General features: G+C 65.9%; 21 protein-coding genes and 1 pseudogene. 9 read left to right on the top strand and 13 right to left on the bottom strand.

Going from position 1 to position 19,606, the window contains the following annotated elements; all coding sequences use genetic code 11:
- Window positions 1–105: 105 nt before the first annotated feature.
- The gene (locus FB548_RS02205; protein ID WP_142123129.1) at window positions 106–1,686 is read left to right on the top strand and encodes a hypothetical protein; all 1,581 of its coding nucleotides are present in this window, start codon (window positions 106–108) and stop codon (window positions 1,684–1,686) included.
- A gap of 15 nt (window positions 1,687–1,701) precedes the next feature.
- On the opposite strand, the gene FB548_RS02200 is transcribed toward FB548_RS02205, so the two are convergent.
- Window positions 1,702–2,091 (bottom strand): DUF1801 domain-containing protein, encoded by a 390-nt coding sequence (locus FB548_RS02200; RefSeq protein WP_142123128.1) that lies wholly within the window; start codon window positions 2,089–2,091, stop codon window positions 1,702–1,704.
- 190 nt (window positions 2,092–2,281) lie between these two features.
- Between FB548_RS02200 and adhP the strand changes: the two genes are divergently transcribed.
- Window positions 2,282–3,310 (top strand): alcohol dehydrogenase AdhP, encoded by a 1,029-nt coding sequence (adhP, locus tag FB548_RS02195; RefSeq protein WP_142123127.1) that lies wholly within the window; start codon window positions 2,282–2,284, stop codon window positions 3,308–3,310.
- A gap of 13 nt (window positions 3,311–3,323) precedes the next feature.
- Here adhP and FB548_RS02190 read toward each other — a convergent pair whose 3' ends face one another.
- The gene (locus tag FB548_RS02190; protein WP_142123126.1) at window positions 3,324–3,722 is read right to left on the bottom strand and encodes a hypothetical protein; all 399 of its coding nucleotides are present in this window, start codon (window positions 3,720–3,722) and stop codon (window positions 3,324–3,326) included.
- Window positions 3,723–3,925: 203 nt separating this feature from the next.
- Here FB548_RS02190 and FB548_RS02185 point away from each other — a divergent pair, with 203 nt between their 5' ends.
- On the top strand, window positions 3,926–5,032 hold the full coding sequence (locus FB548_RS02185) for a histidine kinase (protein ID WP_142123125.1): 1,107 nt from the start codon (window positions 3,926–3,928) through the stop codon (window positions 5,030–5,032).
- Complete coding sequence (locus FB548_RS02180) at window positions 5,029–5,808, top strand: LytTR family transcriptional regulator DNA-binding domain-containing protein (RefSeq protein ID WP_142123124.1); 780 nt, start codon at window positions 5,029–5,031, stop codon at window positions 5,806–5,808. The genes FB548_RS02185 and FB548_RS02180 overlap by 4 nt, the downstream gene beginning before the upstream one ends.
- Here the strand turns inward: FB548_RS02180 and FB548_RS02175 are convergent.
- The 3 genes from FB548_RS02175 to FB548_RS02165 all read right to left on the bottom strand — a co-directional run bounded on the left by FB548_RS02175 (window position 5,786) and on the right by FB548_RS02165 (window position 8,013).
- Window positions 5,786–6,037, bottom strand: coding sequence for a hypothetical protein (locus FB548_RS02175; RefSeq protein ID WP_142123123.1), 252 nt, complete (start codon window positions 6,035–6,037; stop codon window positions 5,786–5,788). The two genes, FB548_RS02180 and FB548_RS02175, sit on opposite strands and share 23 nt — an antisense overlap.
- Before the next feature lie 101 nt (window positions 6,038–6,138).
- A complete protein-coding gene (locus tag FB548_RS02170) occupies window positions 6,139–7,107 on the bottom strand; it encodes a polysaccharide deacetylase family protein (protein WP_142123122.1) in 969 nt (322 codons plus the stop codon).
- 66 nt (window positions 7,108–7,173) lie between these two features.
- Window positions 7,174–8,013: an arylamine N-acetyltransferase gene (locus FB548_RS02165; RefSeq protein ID WP_142123121.1), complete on the bottom strand. Its 840-nt coding sequence runs from the start codon at window positions 8,011–8,013 to the stop codon at window positions 7,174–7,176.
- Between the two features lie 192 nt (window positions 8,014–8,205).
- Between FB548_RS02165 and FB548_RS02160 the strand changes: the two genes are divergently transcribed.
- The 4 genes from FB548_RS02160 to FB548_RS02145 all read left to right on the top strand — a co-directional run bounded on the left by FB548_RS02160 (window position 8,206) and on the right by FB548_RS02145 (window position 11,479).
- Window positions 8,206–9,231: a DUF2272 domain-containing protein gene (locus tag FB548_RS02160; protein ID WP_142123120.1), complete on the top strand. Its 1,026-nt coding sequence runs from the start codon at window positions 8,206–8,208 to the stop codon at window positions 9,229–9,231.
- Window positions 9,228–9,611, top strand: coding sequence for a hypothetical protein (locus FB548_RS02155; protein WP_142123119.1), 384 nt, complete (start codon window positions 9,228–9,230; stop codon window positions 9,609–9,611). Before FB548_RS02160 ends, FB548_RS02155 begins: the two co-directional genes overlap by 4 nt.
- A gap of 264 nt (window positions 9,612–9,875) precedes the next feature.
- Window positions 9,876–10,748 (top strand): DUF2167 domain-containing protein, encoded by an 873-nt coding sequence (locus tag FB548_RS02150; RefSeq protein WP_185741939.1) that lies wholly within the window; start codon window positions 9,876–9,878, stop codon window positions 10,746–10,748.
- On the top strand, window positions 10,745–11,479 hold the full coding sequence (locus FB548_RS02145) for a hypothetical protein (RefSeq protein ID WP_142123117.1): 735 nt from the start codon (window positions 10,745–10,747) through the stop codon (window positions 11,477–11,479). Before FB548_RS02150 ends, FB548_RS02145 begins: the two co-directional genes overlap by 4 nt.
- On the opposite strand, the gene mddA is transcribed toward FB548_RS02145, so the two are convergent.
- Window positions 11,463–12,221 (bottom strand): methanethiol S-methyltransferase, encoded by a 759-nt coding sequence (mddA, locus tag FB548_RS02140; protein WP_142123116.1) that lies wholly within the window; start codon window positions 12,219–12,221, stop codon window positions 11,463–11,465. The genes FB548_RS02145 and mddA overlap by 17 nt on opposite strands.
- A 189-nt stretch (window positions 12,222–12,410) precedes the next feature.
- Between mddA and FB548_RS19095 the strand changes: the two genes are divergently transcribed.
- Entirely contained in the window at window positions 12,411–13,463 is a 1,053-nt protein-coding gene (locus FB548_RS19095) for an alpha/beta fold hydrolase (RefSeq protein ID WP_221625895.1), read from the top strand.
- Window positions 13,464–13,479: 16 nt separating this feature from the next.
- Here FB548_RS19095 and FB548_RS02130 read toward each other — a convergent pair whose 3' ends face one another.
- From FB548_RS02130 to FB548_RS02095, 7 genes and pseudogenes are all read right to left on the bottom strand, one after another.
- A complete protein-coding gene (locus FB548_RS02130) occupies window positions 13,480–14,433 on the bottom strand; it encodes an HPP family protein (protein ID WP_142123115.1) in 954 nt (317 codons plus the stop codon).
- A gap of 97 nt (window positions 14,434–14,530) precedes the next feature.
- Window positions 14,531–14,848 carry a DUF3817 domain-containing protein gene (locus FB548_RS02125; protein ID WP_142123114.1) on the bottom strand — a complete coding sequence of 106 codons (318 nt, stop codon included), beginning with the start codon at window positions 14,846–14,848 and terminating at the stop codon, window positions 14,531–14,533.
- Window positions 14,849–15,592: 744 nt separating this feature from the next.
- Window positions 15,593–16,657: a hypothetical protein gene (locus FB548_RS02115; RefSeq protein WP_142123112.1), complete on the bottom strand. Its 1,065-nt coding sequence runs from the start codon at window positions 16,655–16,657 to the stop codon at window positions 15,593–15,595.
- Window positions 16,658–17,182: an ImmA/IrrE family metallo-endopeptidase gene (locus tag FB548_RS02110; protein WP_142123111.1), complete on the bottom strand. Its 525-nt coding sequence runs from the start codon at window positions 17,180–17,182 to the stop codon at window positions 16,658–16,660.
- An 8-nt stretch (window positions 17,183–17,190) separates the two neighbouring features.
- Window positions 17,191–17,802, bottom strand: coding sequence for a hypothetical protein (locus FB548_RS02105; RefSeq protein WP_142123110.1), 612 nt, complete (start codon window positions 17,800–17,802; stop codon window positions 17,191–17,193).
- A 240-nt stretch (window positions 17,803–18,042) separates the two neighbouring features.
- A complete protein-coding gene (locus FB548_RS02100) occupies window positions 18,043–19,137 on the bottom strand; it encodes a crosslink repair DNA glycosylase YcaQ family protein (protein WP_142123109.1) in 1,095 nt (364 codons plus the stop codon).
- A 190-nt stretch (window positions 19,138–19,327) separates the two neighbouring features.
- Window positions 19,328–19,606: pseudogene (locus FB548_RS02095) on the bottom strand (addiction module antidote protein); the annotation flags it as partial.

The following is a 19,606-nucleotide window of genomic DNA, read 5'->3' as shown; positions in this document are numbered from 1 at the left end:
TGGCGCGCCGTCACGCTTCCTGCGCAGGCGTGGCATACGCACCGATTCCGCCGAGCGCCCGATTGCGCTCTAATGCCCCTGGGAGCAATGGGGGCATGCGTGCGGATGAAGGCGTGGATAGGGGCGGTCTTCCTGGCGGCCGCAAGTCATGGCGTGCTGGCGCAATCCGCCACTTCCGCGGCCGCACACGACGCGCATCACCAGCAGCCCCCCTCGGCGTCGGCCTTCAGCAAGCACGGCCCGCCGCCGCGCGAGAAGCGCAAGCAGGGCGTGTCGCCGGCCTACGCGCGGCAATGGCGCGATGCGCTGGCGCTGGGCGACCAGGGCGACGCCGTCGAAGCGGACCGCGCGCTCGCCAGAGTGATGGCGCATCAGGAGTTCACCACCTTGGTCGCTGGCGACCAGCGGGCGACCTGGTCGCGCGCGGCGTGGATGGCGACCCGCCTCGGCGACAACACGCGTGCGCGCCGCTGGGTCACCCGCGCCGTGGAGGCCGGCTCCGATGATCCGGACGACGTGTACCTGCTCGCGCAACTGGACGACCGCGACGGCGCGCACGAAGCTGCGGCACGCCACCTGCGCGACTTCGCGGTGCGCTGGCCGCGCATGCTCCGCTATCTGGATACGGACTTCGTGCTGGGCGTCGCCCGGCAGGCGCCGCAGGATGCGCCCATCCGGCTGCACCTGCTGGAGGCGCTGCTGCAGGCCGGCTGGGATGCCAACGGGCTGGGCGTTGGCGATCTGTGGTACCAGCTCGCCCTGCTGTACCAGGCGCGCGACGATACCGAGGGCGTCCGCCGCGCCATCGCCCTCACCACCTCGCCCGACGCACTGGTGAAGTTCCGCGTCGACCGGCGCTTCGATGGCGTCGTCGACCGCGACACCGAGGCACTCGACATCGCAGCAGCCGCGCGCCGGCGCGTGGCATACCTGCGTACGCTGGCCGACAGGCGGCCACGCAGTCTCGAAATCCGCATGGAACTCGGCTACGCGCTGTTGGCGACGGGCCAGCATGCAGAGGTGGTCACGCTGGCGAACCAGACCCTGTCCTCACTGTCGGCCGCACCGGCGGACGCCCCCGCGTTCGAGGATCCGCACTACGCCGTGTGGGTGCTCAACAACCGTGCGATCGCACAGCGGCGGCTCGGCAAACTGTACGACGCGCAGGCCGACCTGTTCCGCGGCACGCTGATGGCCGAATCGGGCGGCGCCAACGTCAGCCAGGTACTCAACCTGGGCCAGTTCCTCTGCCAGCGCGGCCGTCCGGACGAAGCCCTCGCCGCGCTCGGGCGGGTCGGCGACATGAGCGGCTACGGTCGCATGGTGCAAGCCTCCGTCGAACACTGCGCCGCCGTCCAGCAACAGGATGGCGCCGCCGCGCGACGCGCACTCGACTACCTGCGCGACCATCGCGACGACGCGCAGGAGATCTGGATCCGGGCGCTGGTCGAAGCCGATCGCATGGACGACGCGGCGCAGGCCCTGATCGCCGCCCTTGCGGCACCGGCGAGTCGCGGCGACATGCTTGCGGCTGTGCAGGACTGGCGCGAACCCGACGCGCTGCCCGCGTTCGTCTCCGTGCAGCACCGCTGGCGCGCCCTGCTGGCCCGCGAAGACGTGCGCCGGGCGGTGGCAGCGGTCGGCCGCATCGAACCTCAACCGATCTTCACCCTCGGCGGCATCTGACGCGAAGCACCCGCGTCAGACGTGGGCCATCCATTGCCGCAGCAGCGCCTGCAGCGCCGCCGCGCGCACGTCCACATCCTGCGTGCTGCCGAAGGACGCGGTTGCGCGGTCGGCGGCCAACCAGGTCAGCAGCCCGTCCGGATCGTGGATGGCGCCGTCGGGCATCGCGCGCTTCGCCGCGCCCAGGTGAAGCACCAGCAGCACACTGTCCCGTCGGCGCAGTTGCATCGTGGCGAAATGATGTCCGTCCACGTGGAAACTCGGCGCATTCCACTTGATGCCTTCGCCGATGCGCGGATCGGCCGCTTGGATCACGGCGCGCAACCGGCGGATCGTGGCGTCCTGCGGATGCTCCAGTTCCCTCAGAAAAGCGTCCACATCGGTCGATGGCGTGCGTGAGGGCATGGGGAGTGGCCTTGCTGTCGTCGTTGCGCGGATGGCGCCACGACGACCGTACAGCGTGTTGCAGCGGATGCCCAGCGGGATTCCTGTCCGACGGGCGGCAGCGGGTGCGCCGGCGGAGTTGATCGGAATCAACGTGCCCCTCACGCCACCGGCGTAGGGTGAAGCTTCATCAGGTACAGGAGCATCGAAAATGGACAGCACCATGAAGGCCGCCGTCGTGCGGGAGTTCGGCAAGCCGCTGGTGATCGAGGAAGTTCCCGTGCCGCGTCCTGCGGCAGGTGACATCCTGGTGAAGATCGAGGCCTGCGGCGTCTGCCACACCGACCTGCATGCGGCCGAAGGCGACTGGCCGGTGAAGCCCAGCCCGCCCTTCATTCCCGGACACGAAGGCGTGGGCCACGTGGTCGCGGTCGGTGCCGGCGTCACCCACGTGAAGGAAGGCGACCGCGTCGGCATTCCGTGGCTGTATTCCGCCTGTGGCTATTGCGAGCACTGCCTCGGCGGCTGGGAAACGCTGTGCGAGGCGCAACAGAACACTGGCTATTCGATCAACGGCGGCTTCGCCGAATACGCATTGGCCAATGCAGGCTATGTCGGCCACCTGCCGAAGAACATCGGCTTCGTCGAGATCGCGCCGATCCTGTGCGCCGGCGTCACCGTGTACAAGGGCCTGAAGGTCACCGACACCAAGCCGGGCGACTGGGTGGTGATCTCCGGCATCGGCGGACTCGGCCACATGGCCGTGCAGTATGCGAAGGCGATGGGACTGAACGTGGCCGCCGTGGACGTTGACGACACCAAGCTCGATCTCGCACGCCGGCTCGGCGCGACCGTCACCGTCAACGCGAAGACCACCGATCCGGTCGCGTACCTGAAGAAGGAGATCGGCGGCGCGCACGGCGCGCTGGTCACCGCGGTGTCGCCGAAGGCCTTCGAACAGGCCATCGGCATGGTCCGCCGCGGCGGCACCGTGTCGCTCAACGGCCTGCCGCCGGGGCAGTTCCCGCTCGACATTTTCGGCATGGTGCTCAACGGCATCACCGTGCGCGGTTCCATCGTCGGCACGCGGCTGGACCTGCAGGAGTCGCTGGACTTCGCCGCGATGGGCAAGGTGGCGGCGACGGTGGCGACCGACCGGCTGGAGAACATCAACGACATCTTCGCGCGCATGCATGCCGGCCAGATCGAAGGCCGCGTCGTGCTGGATTTCGCCACCTGAGCCGCGGGCGGCTTCAGTCGGCGACAGGCAGCGGGGCAGGCATTCGATCGTCCTGCACCGCCATCCTGCCGTTCGCGCCGCGCGCAGGCAGCGGCTGGATGCGCAGGCCGCGATGGCGGCACACATCAACCGCCGGATACAACGCGCGACGGCCGTTGGCGAACTCCACCCGGATATCGTGCACGCAGGCGTCGCTGGCGACCTGCACGGTCACCGCACCTCCGCCGCCTGCCACTGCGTCGCCCAGCAGCAGTTCGTTCCACGCTGTACCACCCGCCGGCGTGGTCGCGACCGAGACGACCCGGTCATGTGCACGGTTGATCAGGTCGAGGTAGTGGGTGCGTTCAACTGCGTGGGCGTTGGCGACGGACAGCGCGGCGGAAAAGAGGGCGATGACGGACAGGCGGCACATGGCGTGATCTCCGGAGGGAAGGGTGCCAGCGGCAACGCAGTGTGCGTGCCGGGGCAGCCGCATCTCGCGCCGCGTCGACTCGCACGGCAACGGATCCGGGACGGATCGTCGTGCCGGCGGGGCGAATCGTAGTCCGTGACGTTCGCGCCTTCCCGGCCGTCGCGGCGGGGCCTACGATGCCGGCACCTTCCGGGAACACGTGCATGAAGATCCGACTCGGCAGCATGGAGGTGCGACTGTCCCGCTACCTGGGTCTCTGGGCGGTCGTGGTCTTCGTGTTCGCTGCGCAGGGCTGTGTCAACGACGCCGTCAACGGCCATCTGTGGTCTCCCGGCGACTACCTGCGCTGGTGGTCGATCCAGTGGCTGACCTGGGCGGGACTCGCGCCGCTGGTGTTCCGCCTGGGCGAACGCCATCCCATTCCATTCCCACCACGGCTGAGCGCGCTGGCGCGGCACGTGGGCTACAGCCTGGCCGTTACCCTGTTGGCGGTGGTCATCGGCGCCCTGGTATCGACGCTGTTCGAACCGAGCAGCTTCGGCCAGCAACTCATACAGTTCATCAGCAAGCACTACGCCATCGGCCTGCTCGCCTACTGGACCTTGCTGGCCGTGCAGCAGCTGCTGCATTTCCAGGCCGAGAAGTCGCGGCGCGAGATCGAGGCCACGCGTCTGGCGACCGAACTTGCGCAGTCGCGGCTGCAGGTGCTGAAGACCCAGCTGCAGCCGCACTTCCTCTTCAATACGCTGCACGCCATCGTCACCCTGCTCGACGAGGACACGCTGTCGGCGGAAGACATGCTGCTGCGGTTGAGCGAACTGCTGCGCGCGTTCCTGGAAGACTACGACGGCCAGGAAATCCCGCTGCGGCGCGAACTGGAACTGCTCGAACTGTATCTCGGCATCCAGCGGCGACGCTTCAAGGACCGGCTGACCACGCGCATCCACGTGGCGCCGGACGTGCTGGATGCGGCCGTGCCCAGCCTGGTGCTGCAGCCTATCGTGGAGAACGCGATCCGTTACGGCATCGGCCAGCATGTCGGTGACGACTGCGTCGAGATCGACTGCCGGCGCGAGGGCGACGCGCTGTGCATCGACGTACGCAACTACAACAGCACGCTGGACGAAGGCGGCCATGCCGGCGGCCACGGCATCGGCCTGTCCAACACGCGGCTGCGCATGCGCGAACTCTACGGCGATGCGGCCAGCCTGCGCTTGGACCTGATCGTGCCGCGCGGCGTGGCCTGTCGCCTGCGCGTGCCGTTCCACGAGATGGACGAGGATCCATTGCCGGAGCACGTGCCCGCATGAGCCTGACCGCCGTGGTGATCGACGACGAACCCATCGCGCGGCACGCGGTGGTGCGGCTGCTGCGCGAGGACCCGGACATCGAGGTGGCGGGCGAATGCGGGGACGGCGTTTCCGCCGTGGCGGCGATCCGCGACCTGTCGCCGGACCTGGTGTTCCTCGACATCCAGATGCCGGCGATCACCGGCCTGGACGTGGTCGCCACCATCGGTGCGTCGCGGATGCCGGCGACGGTGTTCGTGACGGCTTACGAGCAGTTCGCGGTGCGCGCCTTCGAGGCGAACGCGGTGGATTACCTGGTCAAACCGTTCAGCCGCGACCGCTTCGCCGAAACGCTGCGCCGTGCGAAGCAGCGACTGGCCACCGCGCGCGGCGCCGATGCCGACGCCACCGCCCGCATCATGCAGGCCCTCGCATCGCTGCAGCAGCGTGATGCCTACCTGGAGCGGATCCCCGTGCGCGAGGACGAGCGCGTGGTGCTGGTCGACGTGGACGACATCGTCTGGATCAAGGCCAGTGGCAACACCGTGCGCCTGCACCTGGCCGACCGCGTGCACGAACTGCGCGAGACCATGGCCGCGCTGGCCGCGCGACTGGACCCGCGCCGCTTCGCGCGCGTGCACCGCTCGGCCATCATCAACATCCGCCGGGTGAAGGACATCCACCCGTGGTTCAACGGCTACCACGTCGTCACCATGGACACCGGCCAGCAGTTGCGCATGAGCCGCTATCAGCACGATGCCTTCCTGAAACTGGCTACCCTGCGCCGCGAGGACTGACCGGCACATCGCCGTCGATCATGCGCGCTGCCTGCGCCTTCCCCGCGGCCAGCGCGTCATGGCAGGTGAAGTAGCCGCGGCTTCCATCCACCCAGGCATCGCTCCACGCGCCGCCCTGCACGGCGCGCACGCGCACCGCGAGCGACCACGGCTGGCGGTCGTCGGGCCGCTCGATCACCACTTCCACCAGATGCCCCAGGCGGGTCGACAGGTCCACCTTCTTCTGCATGCGCGTGTTCCCGGCAAAGTGAAGTTCCGCCCTGCCTGGCCTGCGCTCCGGTCCACCCTGGTCCATCGGGACCAACGCGGAAACCCGGCGCCGCGGGCCAGCTATTCCGATGCCACGCCTGCCAGCGCCAGCACCCATCCGGGCACTGCCGGCTCGCCGGCATAGAAGTCCTTGGGCTTCTTCTCGGCCATCGCCCAGCGGTGCAGCCAGCTGGGGCCGAAGCGGCCGTTGTAGCCGTCCTCGCCGCGGGCATACGCGGGGTCGCGCAGCGCTTCGTCCAGCGTCACCACCCGGTAGCCGCGCCGCTGCACGCCGGCCACGAGCTCGGCGTAGGCCACCGCGTTGAGCTCGTTGGCATGCAGCAACCACACCTGCGGCAGCGCATGGCCGAGCAGCGCCTGCGATTGCCGCTCGTAGTAGTCGACCTTGTTGAGCATGTAGGGGATGTAGCCGCGGCGCAGGCGCTCCAGCGTGGCGGCGCGCGCCGGCGTATCCGGCTGGACGTCCAGCACGTTGGCATAGGCGAAGGCCCAGACCCATTCGCCGTTGTCCACCGTCACGGGCGCGATGCGGTAGCCGTGTTCGCCGAGGAACGCCGACAGCGTGGCGCGGTCCTCCGGCGTGCGCCCCGCGCGAAGATAGGGATGGCGGAACCAGCGCGGCTCCTGTCCGCGTTCCGCCAGCAGCGGACGCAGCACGCGCTCGCCGTCCAGGATGTCCTGCTGGAACGCAGGCAGGCCGACCGCATGCAGGTCGAGGTGGCCATGGGTGTGGTTACCCAGTTCGAAGCCCGCCTCCAGCCAGTCGCGCAGCATCGCCACGCGTGCGGGCTGCACCTGGCCATCGATCTCCAGCTTGCCTTCGTTGACGAACCCCACCACCGGCACGCCGGCCTGCTCCAGCTGCGCCATCAACTGCGCGTGCCGTGCCGGCAATTCGGCTTCCGGCGTCTTGCCCATGCGTTGCCATGGCAGGTCATCGATGGTGATGGCGATGCGGCGATCAGGTTCGGCGGCGTGCGCGCTCAACGCAAACGCCGACAGCAGCAGTACACGCAGGAGGAAAGGCACGCACGATCCAGGGCAGCCGGGGGAGCGGCGAGCTTACCGTCCGCCACGGCCCTGCCGCCAGACGCCTCAGGACGCGCCGCTGGACTCCGCTCGCATTCGCGCATCGATGGCGGCACGCAGGCCGGGATGGTCCGGCACGCGGATGCCGAACTCATCCTGCAGCACCGCGATCACGGCATCGGCATCCGGCAGGCTGCGGCGTTCGCTCGCATGACCGAGGCGATGCAGCGCGAAGCTGCCGTTGTTGAGCGTCCTGCGCCAGCCCGGCCCGGTGCGTGCGGCGCGCAGCTGGCCCAGGAAAGGCGAGTCCGGATGCGTGCTGACATACCAGTTGCCGACGATGTAGTCGATCTCGGCCTGCGGTTGCAGGTCGAACACGTACATCGCCCGCCACTCGCCGGCCACCAGCGCGCGCAGGATATGCAGACCGTCGTGCCGGGTGATGCGGTACGGCTCGTGCGGCGTGGTTTGCACGTCTTCGGTGTCCAGCCGCAGCGGTGCGGTAGGCACCATGCCGCCGAAGCCGACATCGGCGATATGGCGCTGGCCGTCCACGGTGACCAGCACCAGCAGATGGGTGCGCGCAGTCAGTTCGTCCTCCGGCCCCCCCATCACCACGCGCGCCGTCAGGCCGCGTGCATCGAACCCCAGGTGTTGCAGCAACGCCAGGAAAACGCGGTTGAGTTCGTAGCAGTAGCCGCCGCGACCTTCGTGCAGCAGCTTGTGCTGGATGGCCGGCAGGTCGAGCGGCACGGGCAGGTGCAGCAGGGTGGACAGGGTTTCGAACGGGAACGTGGCGGTATGCCGCTGCTGCAGTGCGCGCAGGGTTTCCAGCGTGGGCGGCGGCGCCCGGTCATGACCCAGGCGTTGCAGGTACAGCGCGATGTCGGTGAGGGTGTCGGTCACGGCGGACTCCTTGTTCGGCAGGCGACCACTGTGCGACCTCAAGCGCGATTGAGGTCAAGACGGCGCGCCATGCGCATCATCGATCACGGCGATCCGCTTACCATTTCCATACCTTCAGTCCGCGTGACGGCGGCGTGTCCTGCGGATGCGGCATGATGCGTAAGAGGATCACGGACCCCGAAGGATGTGCTGATGCGTGCATGGTTGTTGCTGCCGTTCCTGTTGTTGTCTTCCGGTGCCGCGTTCGCGGCCGACGCCTGCCCGCAGTTGTCGCAGCAGACGCCGTCCGACGTCGCCACCCGCATCGCGGCGGTCGCTTGCCGCGAGCACCTGATGTGGTACCGCCCCTTCATCGACCGCAACGGCCGGCTGGCGAACGCACCGATGATGGAAGCCGAGTCGTCGCTGTTGTCGATCGGCGACGATCGCGCCTGGCAACGCGTCGCGCGCTACTGGCGCGACAGCGGCCTGCTCGGCGCCATCGGCCATCGCCGCGGTGCGACCGACTGCCTGTATGCCTCGGCGACCGGTCCGCAGGCCGAAGCCTGCCGCGGCTTCGTGGTGGATACGCCGTGGTCGGCCGCCTTCATCTCGTGGGTGATGCGCGAAGCCCGGGTGCCGGGCTTCCGCGGTTCCAGCCGCCACTTCACCTACGTGCAGGCGGCGTACCAGAACCCGTCGACGAATGCCTTCGACGTGATCGATGTGGCGAAGGCCAAGCCGATGGTCGGCGACATGATCTGCTATGTGCGCCAGTCGGGCCGCCTGTTCGGCAATGAGGGCCTGCTGCCGGTACTGCGCAGTGGCGGTCCGCTCGACATGCATTGCGACATCGTGGTGGCGGTGAACCCGGGCAACGACAACACCGCGTACGCGATCGGCGGCAACGTGCAGCAGGCCGTGACCATGCGGATGCTGCCGCTGAACCGCAACGGTGAGTTCTGGGGTGGCCTGCCGCTGCGGATCGGCGACGGCACGCTGTGCGCCCCCGACAACGAAGCGGCCTGCAACATGAACCGTCAGGACTGGGCGGCGATCCTGCGGCTCAAGGCGCCGGCGGAACTGGCGAAGCTGCCGGGCGCGCTGCCGCCGGTGCAGGATGCGCCCGGCAGTGGATCACCCGAGAAGGCGGAGTGCTGCATTCACTGCGTCGTCGGGTCGGGTGTGCCAAGGTGCCCGGCGGAAGCGACCCCGCCCGCCACCACGGACACCCCATGAAGACCCTGCCCCGCCTCCCCGTCGCACGTCGTCTCGCGACCCTCGCCACAATCGTGATGCTGGCCGGCTGCACGACCACGCCAACTACCAGCAGTCCCACGCTCGCTGCCGGCGAGCAGGCCACCGTCGAAGGCAGCATCGTCAGCGTGGACACCACGCCATGGACCTATGACGGCAGCGCGGTGGTCAGAATCGCTGCCTCCAACGGCCAGGTGGATGTGCACCTGCCCGCACGCTGGAACCTGTGCAAAGCCCCGCCACCGGAGGACGTGCAAGCGCTGAAGGCCGGCGACCGCGTGCAGGCCACCGGCACCGTCAGCGAGGATGGCGCACTGGTGGTCTGCGAACGTGCCGAGCATGGGTTGCGCAGGGCAGACTGAGCGCGGCACGCGAACGCGCGACAGCAAAGCAGAGGCGACAACCCCCACGAACGCGATCCCAGGCTGCACCTCTTCAAGGAATCGGCAGCGGGCTGGTGACCGGGCGTGCGTCATACGCGCCGAAAATCTGAGATTAAGATGGCCGCCATGGCCCCCTTCCTGCCTGCTACTCTCGCCACCGTATCGCTGCAGCCGGCCGGCGATGCGACCTGCCGATGAGGCATGGCTGGGGAGTCCGGCATGCCAATGGGGAGGGAACCACCGATGCGTATCCGTTACGCGGCGCTGCTTGCCGCGGTCTTCATGCTTTTCCTTTTTCCCTGCGCGGTCAGCGCGCAGGAAGACACCGCGTCGAATCCGATCGGGGACCTGCCGTGGCAGCTCGGACCGAGCGTCGGCAAGATCGGCACCCGGGCCACGGTCGACGTGCCCGAGGGATACGCGTTCCTGGATGTCGTCGGCACACGCCGACTCAACCAGTTGCTGGAGAACCCGCCGGACGGCGATGACACCTACACGCTGGCGCCGCATGACCTGTCGTGGATCGGCTTCTTTTCGTTCCGGGAAATGGGCTACGTCAAGGACGACGAAAAGGTGGATGCCGACGACGTACTCGAGAGCGTCCGCAAAGGGACCGAGCACGGCAACGAAGAACGGCGCCAGCGCGGCTGGGAGACCATGCGCATCCTCGGCTGGTCGTTCAAACCCCAGTACGACGACCAGCTCAAGGCGCTGGAGTGGGCCATTCTCGCCGAGACCGAAACCAGTAAGAACAAGATCGTCAACTACAACACCCGCGTGCTGGGTCGTCGCGGCGTGATGGAAGTGATCGTGGTGGCGGATCCGGAAACGCTGCAGCCGGCCATCGCGGACTTCAAGCGCCTGATGCCGGGCTACAGCTTCGCCGCGGGCGAGAAATACAGCGAGTTCCGCGCCGGCGACCATGTGGCGGAAGTGGGCCTGGCGGCGTTGATCACCGGCGGTGCGGCGGTGGTGGCTTCGAAGAAGGGCTGGCTGGCCGCTGCCGGCGCTGTGCTGGTCAAGATGTGGAAGCTGCTGTTGATCGGCTTGTTCGGCGTGGCCGCCGCGGTGCGCGGCCTGTTCAAACGCAAGCAGAAGGACAAGACGGTCCGGTGAGTGTCAGCAGCGAGTGGCTGCTGGTCGCGGGCATCCTGGCGTTCTACGTCCAGGATTCCGCCCGTCTGGCCTACTTCGACGATGTGGTCGTGTCGGGGGGACGGACATGGCGCGTCGCGATCGAGGCGACCACCGAGATGCGCGGCCGTTTCCTCTGGATTCCATCTCCGCTGCTGCCGGTACGCACCACGCTGCACGCGAGCTGGCTCGCACCGGCGGACAGCGCGGTCGCTGACACGGCCGACGACCTGCGCGCCTTCGCGCGCCAGCTGTGGCCCGTCCGCGCGGGATGCGTGGTGGCGGGACTGGTCGTGCTGCTGGCCATTCCGTATCTGTTGTTGACGGGCGCGCCGCCGACCTGGCTGCTCGGTGGCCTGCTGGCCTGGCTGGCGGTGACGCTCGCGATGCTTGCGTGGCTGGCCGTGCGATCGCGCCGGCTCGGCCTCACGCGCCGGCGCCTGGCCACGCTGGCCGCCGAGTGCCTGCTATGCCCGCCGTACGCGGTCAATCTCTACCGGAAGCTGTGCGACCAGCGCGGCTTCCGCGGCGATCCCGTCGCCTTTGCAGCGGAAAACCTGCCCCGGCCGCAACGGCAACGGTTACTGGAGGCCATCGAACGACGCATCGCGCTGTTCGCGCAGTCGTCCGACGAGGAGAAGCTTCTGCGGCTGCAGCAAGCGCACGTCCGGATACGCGGCACGCTGGACGCAGCCATCATGCCAGAGACCTAGAGCGCGGGGCTTTCTCCGCGCGGCGCGTTCCCGGCACCAGCATCGGTACGCGCCGGCGGTAGTCCGCGTACTCCGGCAGCGCCGCCACCAGATCGCGCTCCTCCCAGCGGATCGCGAGCAGGATGTAGACCGTCGTCATCACTGCGAAAAGCAGGTGCGTCATGGTCATGGTCGGCGTGGCCCAGAAGGTCAGCAGCCACGCCACATACAGCGGATGGCGTACCCAGCGGTACACGGTCGGTGTGCGGAATGGCAGCGGGGTATAGGGCCGTCCGCGGAACTGCAGCCAGACTTGGCGCAGGCCGAACAGGTCGAAGTGATTCAGCAGGAACGTCGTGTACAGCAGCAGCACCCAGCCGGCCGCAAAGAGCGTGTACAGGGCAGTGCGCGCGGCGGGGTGCTGCACGTTCCAGACCGTGCCACCCAGTGGACTCCACAGCCAGAACAGCAGGATCAGCGCGACGCTCGACAGCAGGGTATAGGTGCTGCGTTCCGCCGATTCCGGTATCAGCCGCGTCCATGCCCGCTTGAAGGCGGGGCGCGCCATCACGCTGTGCTGCACCGCGAACAGGGCGAGCAGACCGAGGTCGATCAGCAGCGCGGTGGCGAACGGCGCGGTGGGCGGGGAATCCATGCCCTTCGGCACCCAGAGGTTGCCGATGAAGCCGATGGCATACAGGAACGTGGCGAAGAACACGGCGTAGCAGGCCACGCCATAGAGCAGGATCAGGGTGCGTTTCATCATGGCCTCGTGTTGGGCGCGGCGCAGCCGGGGGACCGCTGCGGGCGCGCGGGATGGGATGCGGCAGCGTGGCCGCTCCATGCCGTCCGCGGCAGAGGAACAATGTCCCGACGCACGGCATCGTCCGCGCCAGCCGGGGGAACAATGTCCCGGCTACACTGCGGGCCGGTTTCCTTCCGGGATGGCCGCATGCAGCAGGCGATCCGCTACCTGACCAGCGACGATGGCGCGCGGCTGGCGTGGGCATCGATGGGCAGCGGGCCCGTGCTGGTCAAGGCGGCGAACTGGCTCAGCCATCTGGAATACGACCTGCAGAGCCCGATCTGGCGGCACTGGTACCGGTTCTTCGGCGAGCACTACCGGCTGCTGCGCTATGACGAACGCGGCTGCGGCATGAGCGGTGGCGATGCGCGGCATCTGACCCTGGATCACTGGCTGGGCGACCTGGAGGTGATGGTGGACGCGGCGGGCCTGCACGAGCCCTTCGCGCTGATGGGCATCTCGCAGGGGGCGGCGGCCTGCGTGGCGTATGCGGTGAAGCATCCGCAGCGCGTGTCCCGGCTGCTGCTGTACGGGGCGTACGCGCGCGGCCCTTACGAGCGCGGCAATGAAGAGGCGGCGCGGTTGTACCGGGCCATCATCGACATTGCACGGATCGGCTGGGCCGACCAGAACCCGGTGTTCCGGCAGGTGTTCACGTCGCGCTTCATTCCCGATGCCACGGAAGCCCAGGTGCACTGGTTCAACGAGCTGGTGCGTACCACGACCACGGCGGAAGCCGCCGCCGCGCTGCTGGAGGCGCGCGCGCGCATCAACGTCACCGCCCTGCTCGGCCAGGTCAGCGTGCCCACGCTGGTGCTGCACGCGCGACAGGACAGCGTGGTGCCGCTGGAGGAAGGGCGACTGCTGGCGGCCGGCATCCCGGGCGCGCGCTTCGTCGAACTGGAATCGCGCAACCACGTGCTGCTGGAACACGAGCCGGCCTGGCAGCGCTTCCGCCAGGAGGTGCTGGCATTCCTCGGTGGCGCGCCACAGGGCGAGGAACGCCTGGCGGAACTGACACCGCGTGAGCGCGAGATCGTGGCGGGGCTGGTGGCCGGCAGGACCAATGCGCAGATCGCAGCCACGCTGTTCATCAGCGACAAGACCGTGCGCAACGCGCTCACGCGAATCTACGAAAAGCTGGGCGTGCAGTCGCGGACGCAGGCGATGGCGTTGTTGCAGGGGTCGCCGGCGGACTGAGCGGGCATGACGAACGCTAGTCCGCGATCACCCACCGCCCATTGTCCTGCAGCACCACCTCGAAGCGCGCCCACTGTCGGAATTCGTCGGGACTGGCCGTTCCGATGCTGCCCGTTTGCTCGCCTGCGACGACGCGGTATTGCAGCGAGGGGCCTTCGCCTTCCAGTACGTGGCGCACGCTCCACAGGCGGCCGAGTTTGCCGTTGCTGTAGAAGCGGCCGCGGAGGATCGTGTCGGGGTGGGTGATGTTGCGCTCGGCGTGCTGCTTGGCCAGTTCCAACAGTTCGGTGAGGTTCTCGGTGGTGATGTCGACGTAGGAGTTGAGTTGCTCCATCGCGGCGGAGAAATCTTCCTGGGTCAGTTCGAACTGGCGCTGCGCGGGCTGGGTGATGCGCGAGGCCTGGCGACGGCGGTGCAGGTGAGCCGGGTAGCGGCGCCACGGGAACAGCGCGTTGAAGGCGATGGCCATGGAGAGGATAGCCACCACGTTGATCAGCACGGGCATCAACAGGTAGTGGTAGCCCAGCGCGTGGACGTCGGGGCCGCCGATCACGGCAGCCAGGGCGGTGGCGCCTCCGGGCGGGTGGATGCAGCGCAGGTAGTACATGCCTAGCACGGCCAGGCCGACGGCAAGTGCCGCGGTCCAGGCGTGACCGGGGAACAGTTTCTGGCAGCTCACGCCGATGAAGGCGGACAGCAGGTGCCCGCCCACCACGGCCCACGGCTGCGACAGCGCACCCTGCGGCACGGCGAACAACAACACGGCGGACGCGCCCATCGAGGTGACCATCAGCGCGCCGCCGACGGCGGACGCGGCGTCGGCGGGAAACGCCCAGCGGGTCAGCCAGTACACGGACACAATGCCCAGCAGCGCGCCGATGCCGGAGACCCATTTCTCGCCATGGCTCGTGGTGTTGCGCTCGATGCCCAGCAGCAGGCGCAGCTCGGTCAGGCGGGAATGGGGGCTCATGGACGACAGCGGCAGGGGTGGGCGCCGAAGTCTATGCGAAGGCTGCGGTTTCGTCCGTAACGCCGTAGGGCGGGCCCCGGCCCGCCGCCCAGGGATATCAGATGCGTGCGCTGAGCAACCCGATCCGCCGGAACCACATTTCCAGCGGCACGGTCACCAGCGGCGGCACGGCGGCGATGAGGGCGAGCAGCGCGGCCCACCACGGCCAGCGCAGGCGCAGCGCGGACAGCACGGTGGCAACGACGTAGAACAGGAAGGCGCCGCCGTGCAGCGGCCCGAAGATCTTCACGCCCAGTTCGTTGCCCACCGGCCCGTACTTCAGGAACATGCCGATCAGCAGACCGGCCCAGGTGAAGCCTTCGATGAAGGCGGCGACAGCGAACAGGCGCCCGGCGGGCGCAGGGGGGCGGGACATGCAGGAGCTCCAGTGAGGAAATGCCGCGACGCGATAGCGACTGCGACGCTCGCTGGCAAGCTATTGTAGCGATGTGGCACCACTTAGGAATCCAACCGCGCGGGCTGATCAGAGCTGTCATACTGATCCGAACTTGCGGCCGCCCCCATGACATACGCGAGAGACGAAGCAATTAGGCTGGTTCAGTGGATTCTGGAATCTTTGGACGCGAACGAATCATTGAGCATCGAGCTTCCGTTTCGGGACGTCCGGAGAAAAGCGGACCTAGCAATCATTTCTCAAGACCGCCTTTCTGCGATTGAGATAAAGGGGGCGAGAGACAACACTCAAACGCTAGAGAAGCAGATAGCGGACTATCAGGAAATGTTTCTTGACGTAACGATAGCTACCGCACCCCGGCACCTCAATCGCGTTCGTGAAATTACGCCTCGAGCTGTGGGCATTGTCCTACTTGACAGTCAGTCAGTGCGGCTTCTGCGAAAACCTACCCGGCGTAGAAACCTGTCTCGAATCGCGGCCGCGAACTGGCTGGATAGGAACGAACTAGCCACACTGATTGGAAGATCAAATGTGCGCGACCTCGGCATAGCGGAGGCAAGAGAATTGGCCGCTGAATCTTTTTCCTCAGACGAGCTAACGAGGCAAGCGCTCTCCTCAATATCCAGCAAAAATTCCGAGCGTTTTGCAGCGTTCCTGCGCGAGCGAAGCAAGAACATTGATCTTGACGATCTCCATATGCTCGCATTACAGCCAAAGGTCAGGCGATAACCTCTTAACCTGTCGCGTAATGTGGTAGTTGACACGCGCTGATATCCAGAATGCTGGACTTCGTCCCGGCGGAGCGCCCTGAGCAGCTTCTACCACACAGTCGTCAGCCCAGCATTTGAGCTTCTCGTACCTCGGATTCTCAATGGCACGACGAGCCGCGAGCGCGTAGCCACCAGCTTCTCTTCTATATCGGTGGTAATAGCCCTCCATACTCAACGGAATATCTACACGAGGAACCCAGTTTGTCACTACCCCTTCAAAATCATCCGGATGAATTAGCGCATAGTCGCCATGAAGGATCTCTGCACCTTGCAATCCAAATAATTTGAGCGACTCAGAGACTCTAACTTCTTCGAGCGAGAATAGTCCGTATGCGTCGCCACCACCAAAGGACGGCACTTTGACACTACTTGGAAAGCTGCTCGTCAACGGGACCGCGAGATCTACTTTTCCCGCGAAGTGATTGAATACTCGCTCACATCTCTGTGCAGCCGCGTCGCCACCACCCTGCGGCACAAACCCATCATCAGCAAGTAAAAGTACGTGCCCCTCACCCCTCTCATTCTTTGGCCTCAGCGCTGCAGCAACGTTCGCCACAAATGCATAATCGGTCGGAACACGAATGGCCACCGCGCCGCTATGAGTCCACAAGCCATTTATTTGGGCGACCAACTCCGCCAGATCAAATGGATCACTCAGGTGCACTACAGGGATGCAGCTCTTTGGTAGCGAGCTAATGAAGCTCTGCCAATTTCCATAAGAGTTGGCCGGATCGAGCAGGCCTGCGGTGTGGGCATTCCCCTGCGACTCGAGAGAAGTGACATCTGCAATAAAGACTCTATCGCCCACAGCATCTAGTAGGCGCTTTACCGTTACATCGATCGCACCTTCCGGATTAGATTTCGATCGCCGCGACTTGGTCAATTCGAAGACTGGCAGCAAAGATTGCTTGGTTGCAGGACTTAGATTTTCGTAGCCCTTGAGCTCAGCATCTCGGGTTCTGAGCGCCGGAACGTACACCCCACCCTTTAGCGAGATCATTCAGGCCACCCTGTATCCAAGATTCATTAGTCGATACTTCATTGCCAAACCTGAGACTTGGTATCGCTCTGCTAGCTCATGTACGTTCGTCTTGCCGCTTCTAACATCAGCGATCAATTCTTCCGAAGGCATAAGGAGTTGCGCAGCAAAGGAATCCGCCTCGCGCTCCATCTGATTACGCTCCAATGAGCGCCGGGTAAAGATCAGGTCTCGAAAGTTTTCCTGCAGATTCCTGTGCAGGACGAAATGGGCCAACTCATGCGCAATGGTAAAGCGCTGCCTAACACCGCTGTGGTGGGCATTGACGCCAGCGACCCAATCAACTCCTCGCTTCTCCAGATACCCCGACATCTCGTCTGCCATAGGCTCGTACTGAACACGAACCCCCAATGCTGCCGCAGCACCATTGATATCTAGAGGAATAGCAGAGATGCCGGCACCTGCGAGCACCCTGCGGGTCGTCTCGATGTCGGATATAAGAGCCACCACAGGAGTTGGCTCAGGTTTTTTCTTAACTACGGCCATATTTGCGCCTACTTATCTTCCGCTTTCTTCTGCGACTTCTTTGCAGCCTTCTTTGCGGGTGCAGGCCTGCTCTTCTCTGGTTTAACCGCTTGCTGCGGGTTCTGTACAACCAAGTCGAGAGGAACCGAGAACTCTTCCAGCTTCGAGTTAACTTCCTCCATGCGCAGCTCCACAGCCTCCTCAACGACCTCGTTGAGCCTTCTGCGAAAGCCTTCGTGATCTCCAAGGATCCTGGTCGCAGCCTCTGTAGCCGTCTCTTCTGCTTGAGCTCTGGTGACGACTTTAATTGTCCAGAACGCGAGCCCTGCCACAACTGCTACAACCGCCAACAAGATGCTGATGACTGTTTCGTAGAAGCTAGTAAGCACATCAAGCTCTTTTCCAAAATCTCTTGCTTCTCGCTCATTACGCGACTCCTCTACCGCACTTCCGAGCAGAGGCTTACGTGCTTCAATGTGTAACGCACGCTCCCATCTCTGCTCATGCGGCTTTCGAATGGCGTCATAAAGTGGCTTAGAGCAAGCCACCAGCAAGAGCAAGGCCGCGACCGAAACCGCGAGCCATTTAACAATCCTCATACCATTCTTGGTTGGCGCTTCTTGCGAACCCAACTGAGCCATGGTGCTCCTACCTTGGCTATTACTTGTCGCATAGCTTGCGACTGGCTTGAGGTTGATACAACGGGAGGGAGATTAGGCCCGCAGCCAACCGGCCGCAACCCCTTGATCGCACCGCAATTTACCCCGCAAGTATGCTCAGGCTCGACCACACTCGCCCTCTCCGCATAGATGCCGTCCTGATTGATGGCGACCCAGTCTATTGACAGCCGCCTTGGCTGACTCCAGGCGGGGCAAACGACGTCACCCTTTCAGGCCCAAAAAGACGTGAGTACGACCCAGCTCCGCCTCAAGCGCAGCCCGAAACGCAGCATCCTTCGACCCACCCGCCTCCACATACCCAAACGTCGACCGCAACTCCCCCTCGACCACACTAAGATTCCCCCACCCGATCACCCGGTCACCCCACAGCACCGGCAACGCGTAATACCCCAGCTTCCGCTTCGGTGCCGGCGTGTACGCCTCGAAGCGGTACGTCCAGCCCCAGAACATCTCGAACCGTCGCCGGTCCCACACCACCGGATCGAACGGCGTCAGCAGCCGCACCTGGTCATCCGGCTTCCAGCGCCGCGAACGCGGATCTTCATCCGCCGGCCAGTACCAGTCCACCCCATCGACACGCGCCGTGCCCAACCGCTGGCGTGCCCGCTTCAAAGTCCCCGCGCGCAGGCCTTCCCACTGCGGCACCCCGCGACGCAGATAGCCAAGCAACTGGCCCAGGCTGGCCGCCGGCAACGGCGCGTACTTGCGCACGATGATGTCGAGCAGCGCATCCAGTCGCGCTTCCGCATCGGACATCGCGACCGGCGTTGCGTCACCGACGCGCGGCGCATAGACCCGCGTACCGCCCTCGCGGCGTGCGACCCGCAACAGCCCGCGATAATGCATGCCGTCCAGCAACTGCGTGCTCGCGTTGGACGAACCACCGAACCAGTTGGTCGTCTTGCCATGCCCGAAGTGCGCATCCACGTCGCGCGGATGCGCGTTGCCGCGCTCTGTAACGAAATCCAGCACCGCCCGTGCCTGCTTCCAGCGCGCGGGCGTCCACGCCTCGCGTGCCTTGCGCGGGTGCATCAGTTGGTGATGCTCGCGCGGCAGGAAGCCGTAGTTGACGAAGAAGTCTTCTTCCAGCGACAACCGCGGATACCGACGTTCCAGATCACCGGCGCGGTAACCGGCGACGCGGTGGCGCAGCGTCAGGTCCTGCGCGCGTGCCGGCGCCCGGATCGGGTCCGCCTGCACGAAGCCCAGCCGATGGATCGCACGCGACAGGGTGGTCGGTTTGAACAGGCTGCGTGCGACGGCATAGCGGCGCAGGTGGTCGAGGGTCAGCGTCATGCCGAAGAGCCACACCACTGGACGGTGCGCAGCATCGCGTGATCACGCGTGAGCCGCCATCGCCGGATGCGACGACCGGTACTCATCTTTGCTTGGCCTGCGCGACGCTCCGCTTGCCTGCGCCCTTCGGCGCGTCCGGCGCGACGGTCCGCTTGCCCGCCTTGCGGCTCGCCTTGGCTCGCTTGCTGACCAGCGCAAACCGGTAGCCCATCGCACCGGCCACTTTCAACACCGTGCCGAAACTGGGATTGCCGTCGCTGGACAGCGCCTTGTACAGGCCCTCGCGCGTCAGTCCGGTGTCACGCGCCAACTGGCTCATGTTGCGCGCGCGCGCCGCCACACCCAGCGCATGCACCAGGAACGCCGGATCATCACCCGCTTCCTCGAAGCACGCATCCAGATAGGCGGTGATGTCCGCCTCGGTCTTGAGGTACTCCGCCGAATCCCACGGCGTGGTCTTCAGTGCCAT

Origin of the sequence: Pseudoxanthomonas sp. 3HH-4, from assembly GCF_006716465.1 — a bacterium.
Taxonomy (GTDB): domain Bacteria; phylum Pseudomonadota; class Gammaproteobacteria; order Xanthomonadales; family Xanthomonadaceae; genus Pseudoxanthomonas_A.
The sequence above is the reverse complement of the archived record's forward strand: the minus strand, read 5'-3'. Positions and strand labels throughout refer to the sequence as shown.

Bases quoted from the DNA above. Each gene is read 5' to 3' on its own strand.
- FB548_RS02150 (WP_185741939.1), top strand. From the start codon at position 9,876: ATGCGTATCCGTTACGCGGCGCTGCTTGCCGCGGTCTTCATGCTTTTC.
- FB548_RS19095 (WP_221625895.1), top strand. From the start codon at position 12,411: ATGCAGCAGGCGATCCGCTACCTGACCAGCGACGATGGCGCGCGGCTG.
- FB548_RS02190 (WP_142123126.1), bottom strand. From the start codon at position 3,722: ATGTGCCGCCTGTCCGTCATCGCCCTCTTTTCCGCCGCGCTGTCCGTC.
- adhP (WP_142123127.1), top strand. From the start codon at position 2,282: ATGGACAGCACCATGAAGGCCGCCGTCGTGCGGGAGTTCGGCAAGCCG.
- FB548_RS02160 (WP_142123120.1), top strand. From the start codon at position 8,206: ATGCGTGCATGGTTGTTGCTGCCGTTCCTGTTGTTGTCTTCCGGTGCC.
- FB548_RS02125 (WP_142123114.1), bottom strand. From the start codon at position 14,848: ATGTCCCGCCCCCCTGCGCCCGCCGGGCGCCTGTTCGCTGTCGCCGCC.
- FB548_RS02115 (WP_142123112.1), bottom strand. From the start codon at position 16,657: ATGATCTCGCTAAAGGGTGGGGTGTACGTTCCGGCGCTCAGAACCCGA.
- FB548_RS02110 (WP_142123111.1), bottom strand. From the start codon at position 17,182: ATGGCCGTAGTTAAGAAAAAACCTGAGCCAACTCCTGTGGTGGCTCTT.
- mddA (WP_142123116.1), bottom strand. From the start codon at position 12,221: ATGAAACGCACCCTGATCCTGCTCTATGGCGTGGCCTGCTACGCCGTG.
- FB548_RS02130 (WP_142123115.1), bottom strand. From the start codon at position 14,433: ATGAGCCCCCATTCCCGCCTGACCGAGCTGCGCCTGCTGCTGGGCATC.
- FB548_RS02155 (WP_142123119.1), top strand. From the start codon at position 9,228: ATGAAGACCCTGCCCCGCCTCCCCGTCGCACGTCGTCTCGCGACCCTC.
- FB548_RS02205 (WP_142123129.1), top strand. From the start codon at position 106: ATGAAGGCGTGGATAGGGGCGGTCTTCCTGGCGGCCGCAAGTCATGGC.
- FB548_RS02100 (WP_142123109.1), bottom strand. From the start codon at position 19,137: ATGACGCTGACCCTCGACCACCTGCGCCGCTATGCCGTCGCACGCAGC.
- FB548_RS02180 (WP_142123124.1), top strand. From the start codon at position 5,029: ATGAGCCTGACCGCCGTGGTGATCGACGACGAACCCATCGCGCGGCAC.
- FB548_RS02175 (WP_142123123.1), bottom strand. From the start codon at position 6,037: ATGCAGAAGAAGGTGGACCTGTCGACCCGCCTGGGGCATCTGGTGGAA.
- FB548_RS02105 (WP_142123110.1), bottom strand. From the start codon at position 17,802: ATGGCTCAGTTGGGTTCGCAAGAAGCGCCAACCAAGAATGGTATGAGG.
- FB548_RS02185 (WP_142123125.1), top strand. From the start codon at position 3,926: ATGAAGATCCGACTCGGCAGCATGGAGGTGCGACTGTCCCGCTACCTG.
- FB548_RS02200 (WP_142123128.1), bottom strand. From the start codon at position 2,091: ATGCCCTCACGCACGCCATCGACCGATGTGGACGCTTTTCTGAGGGAA.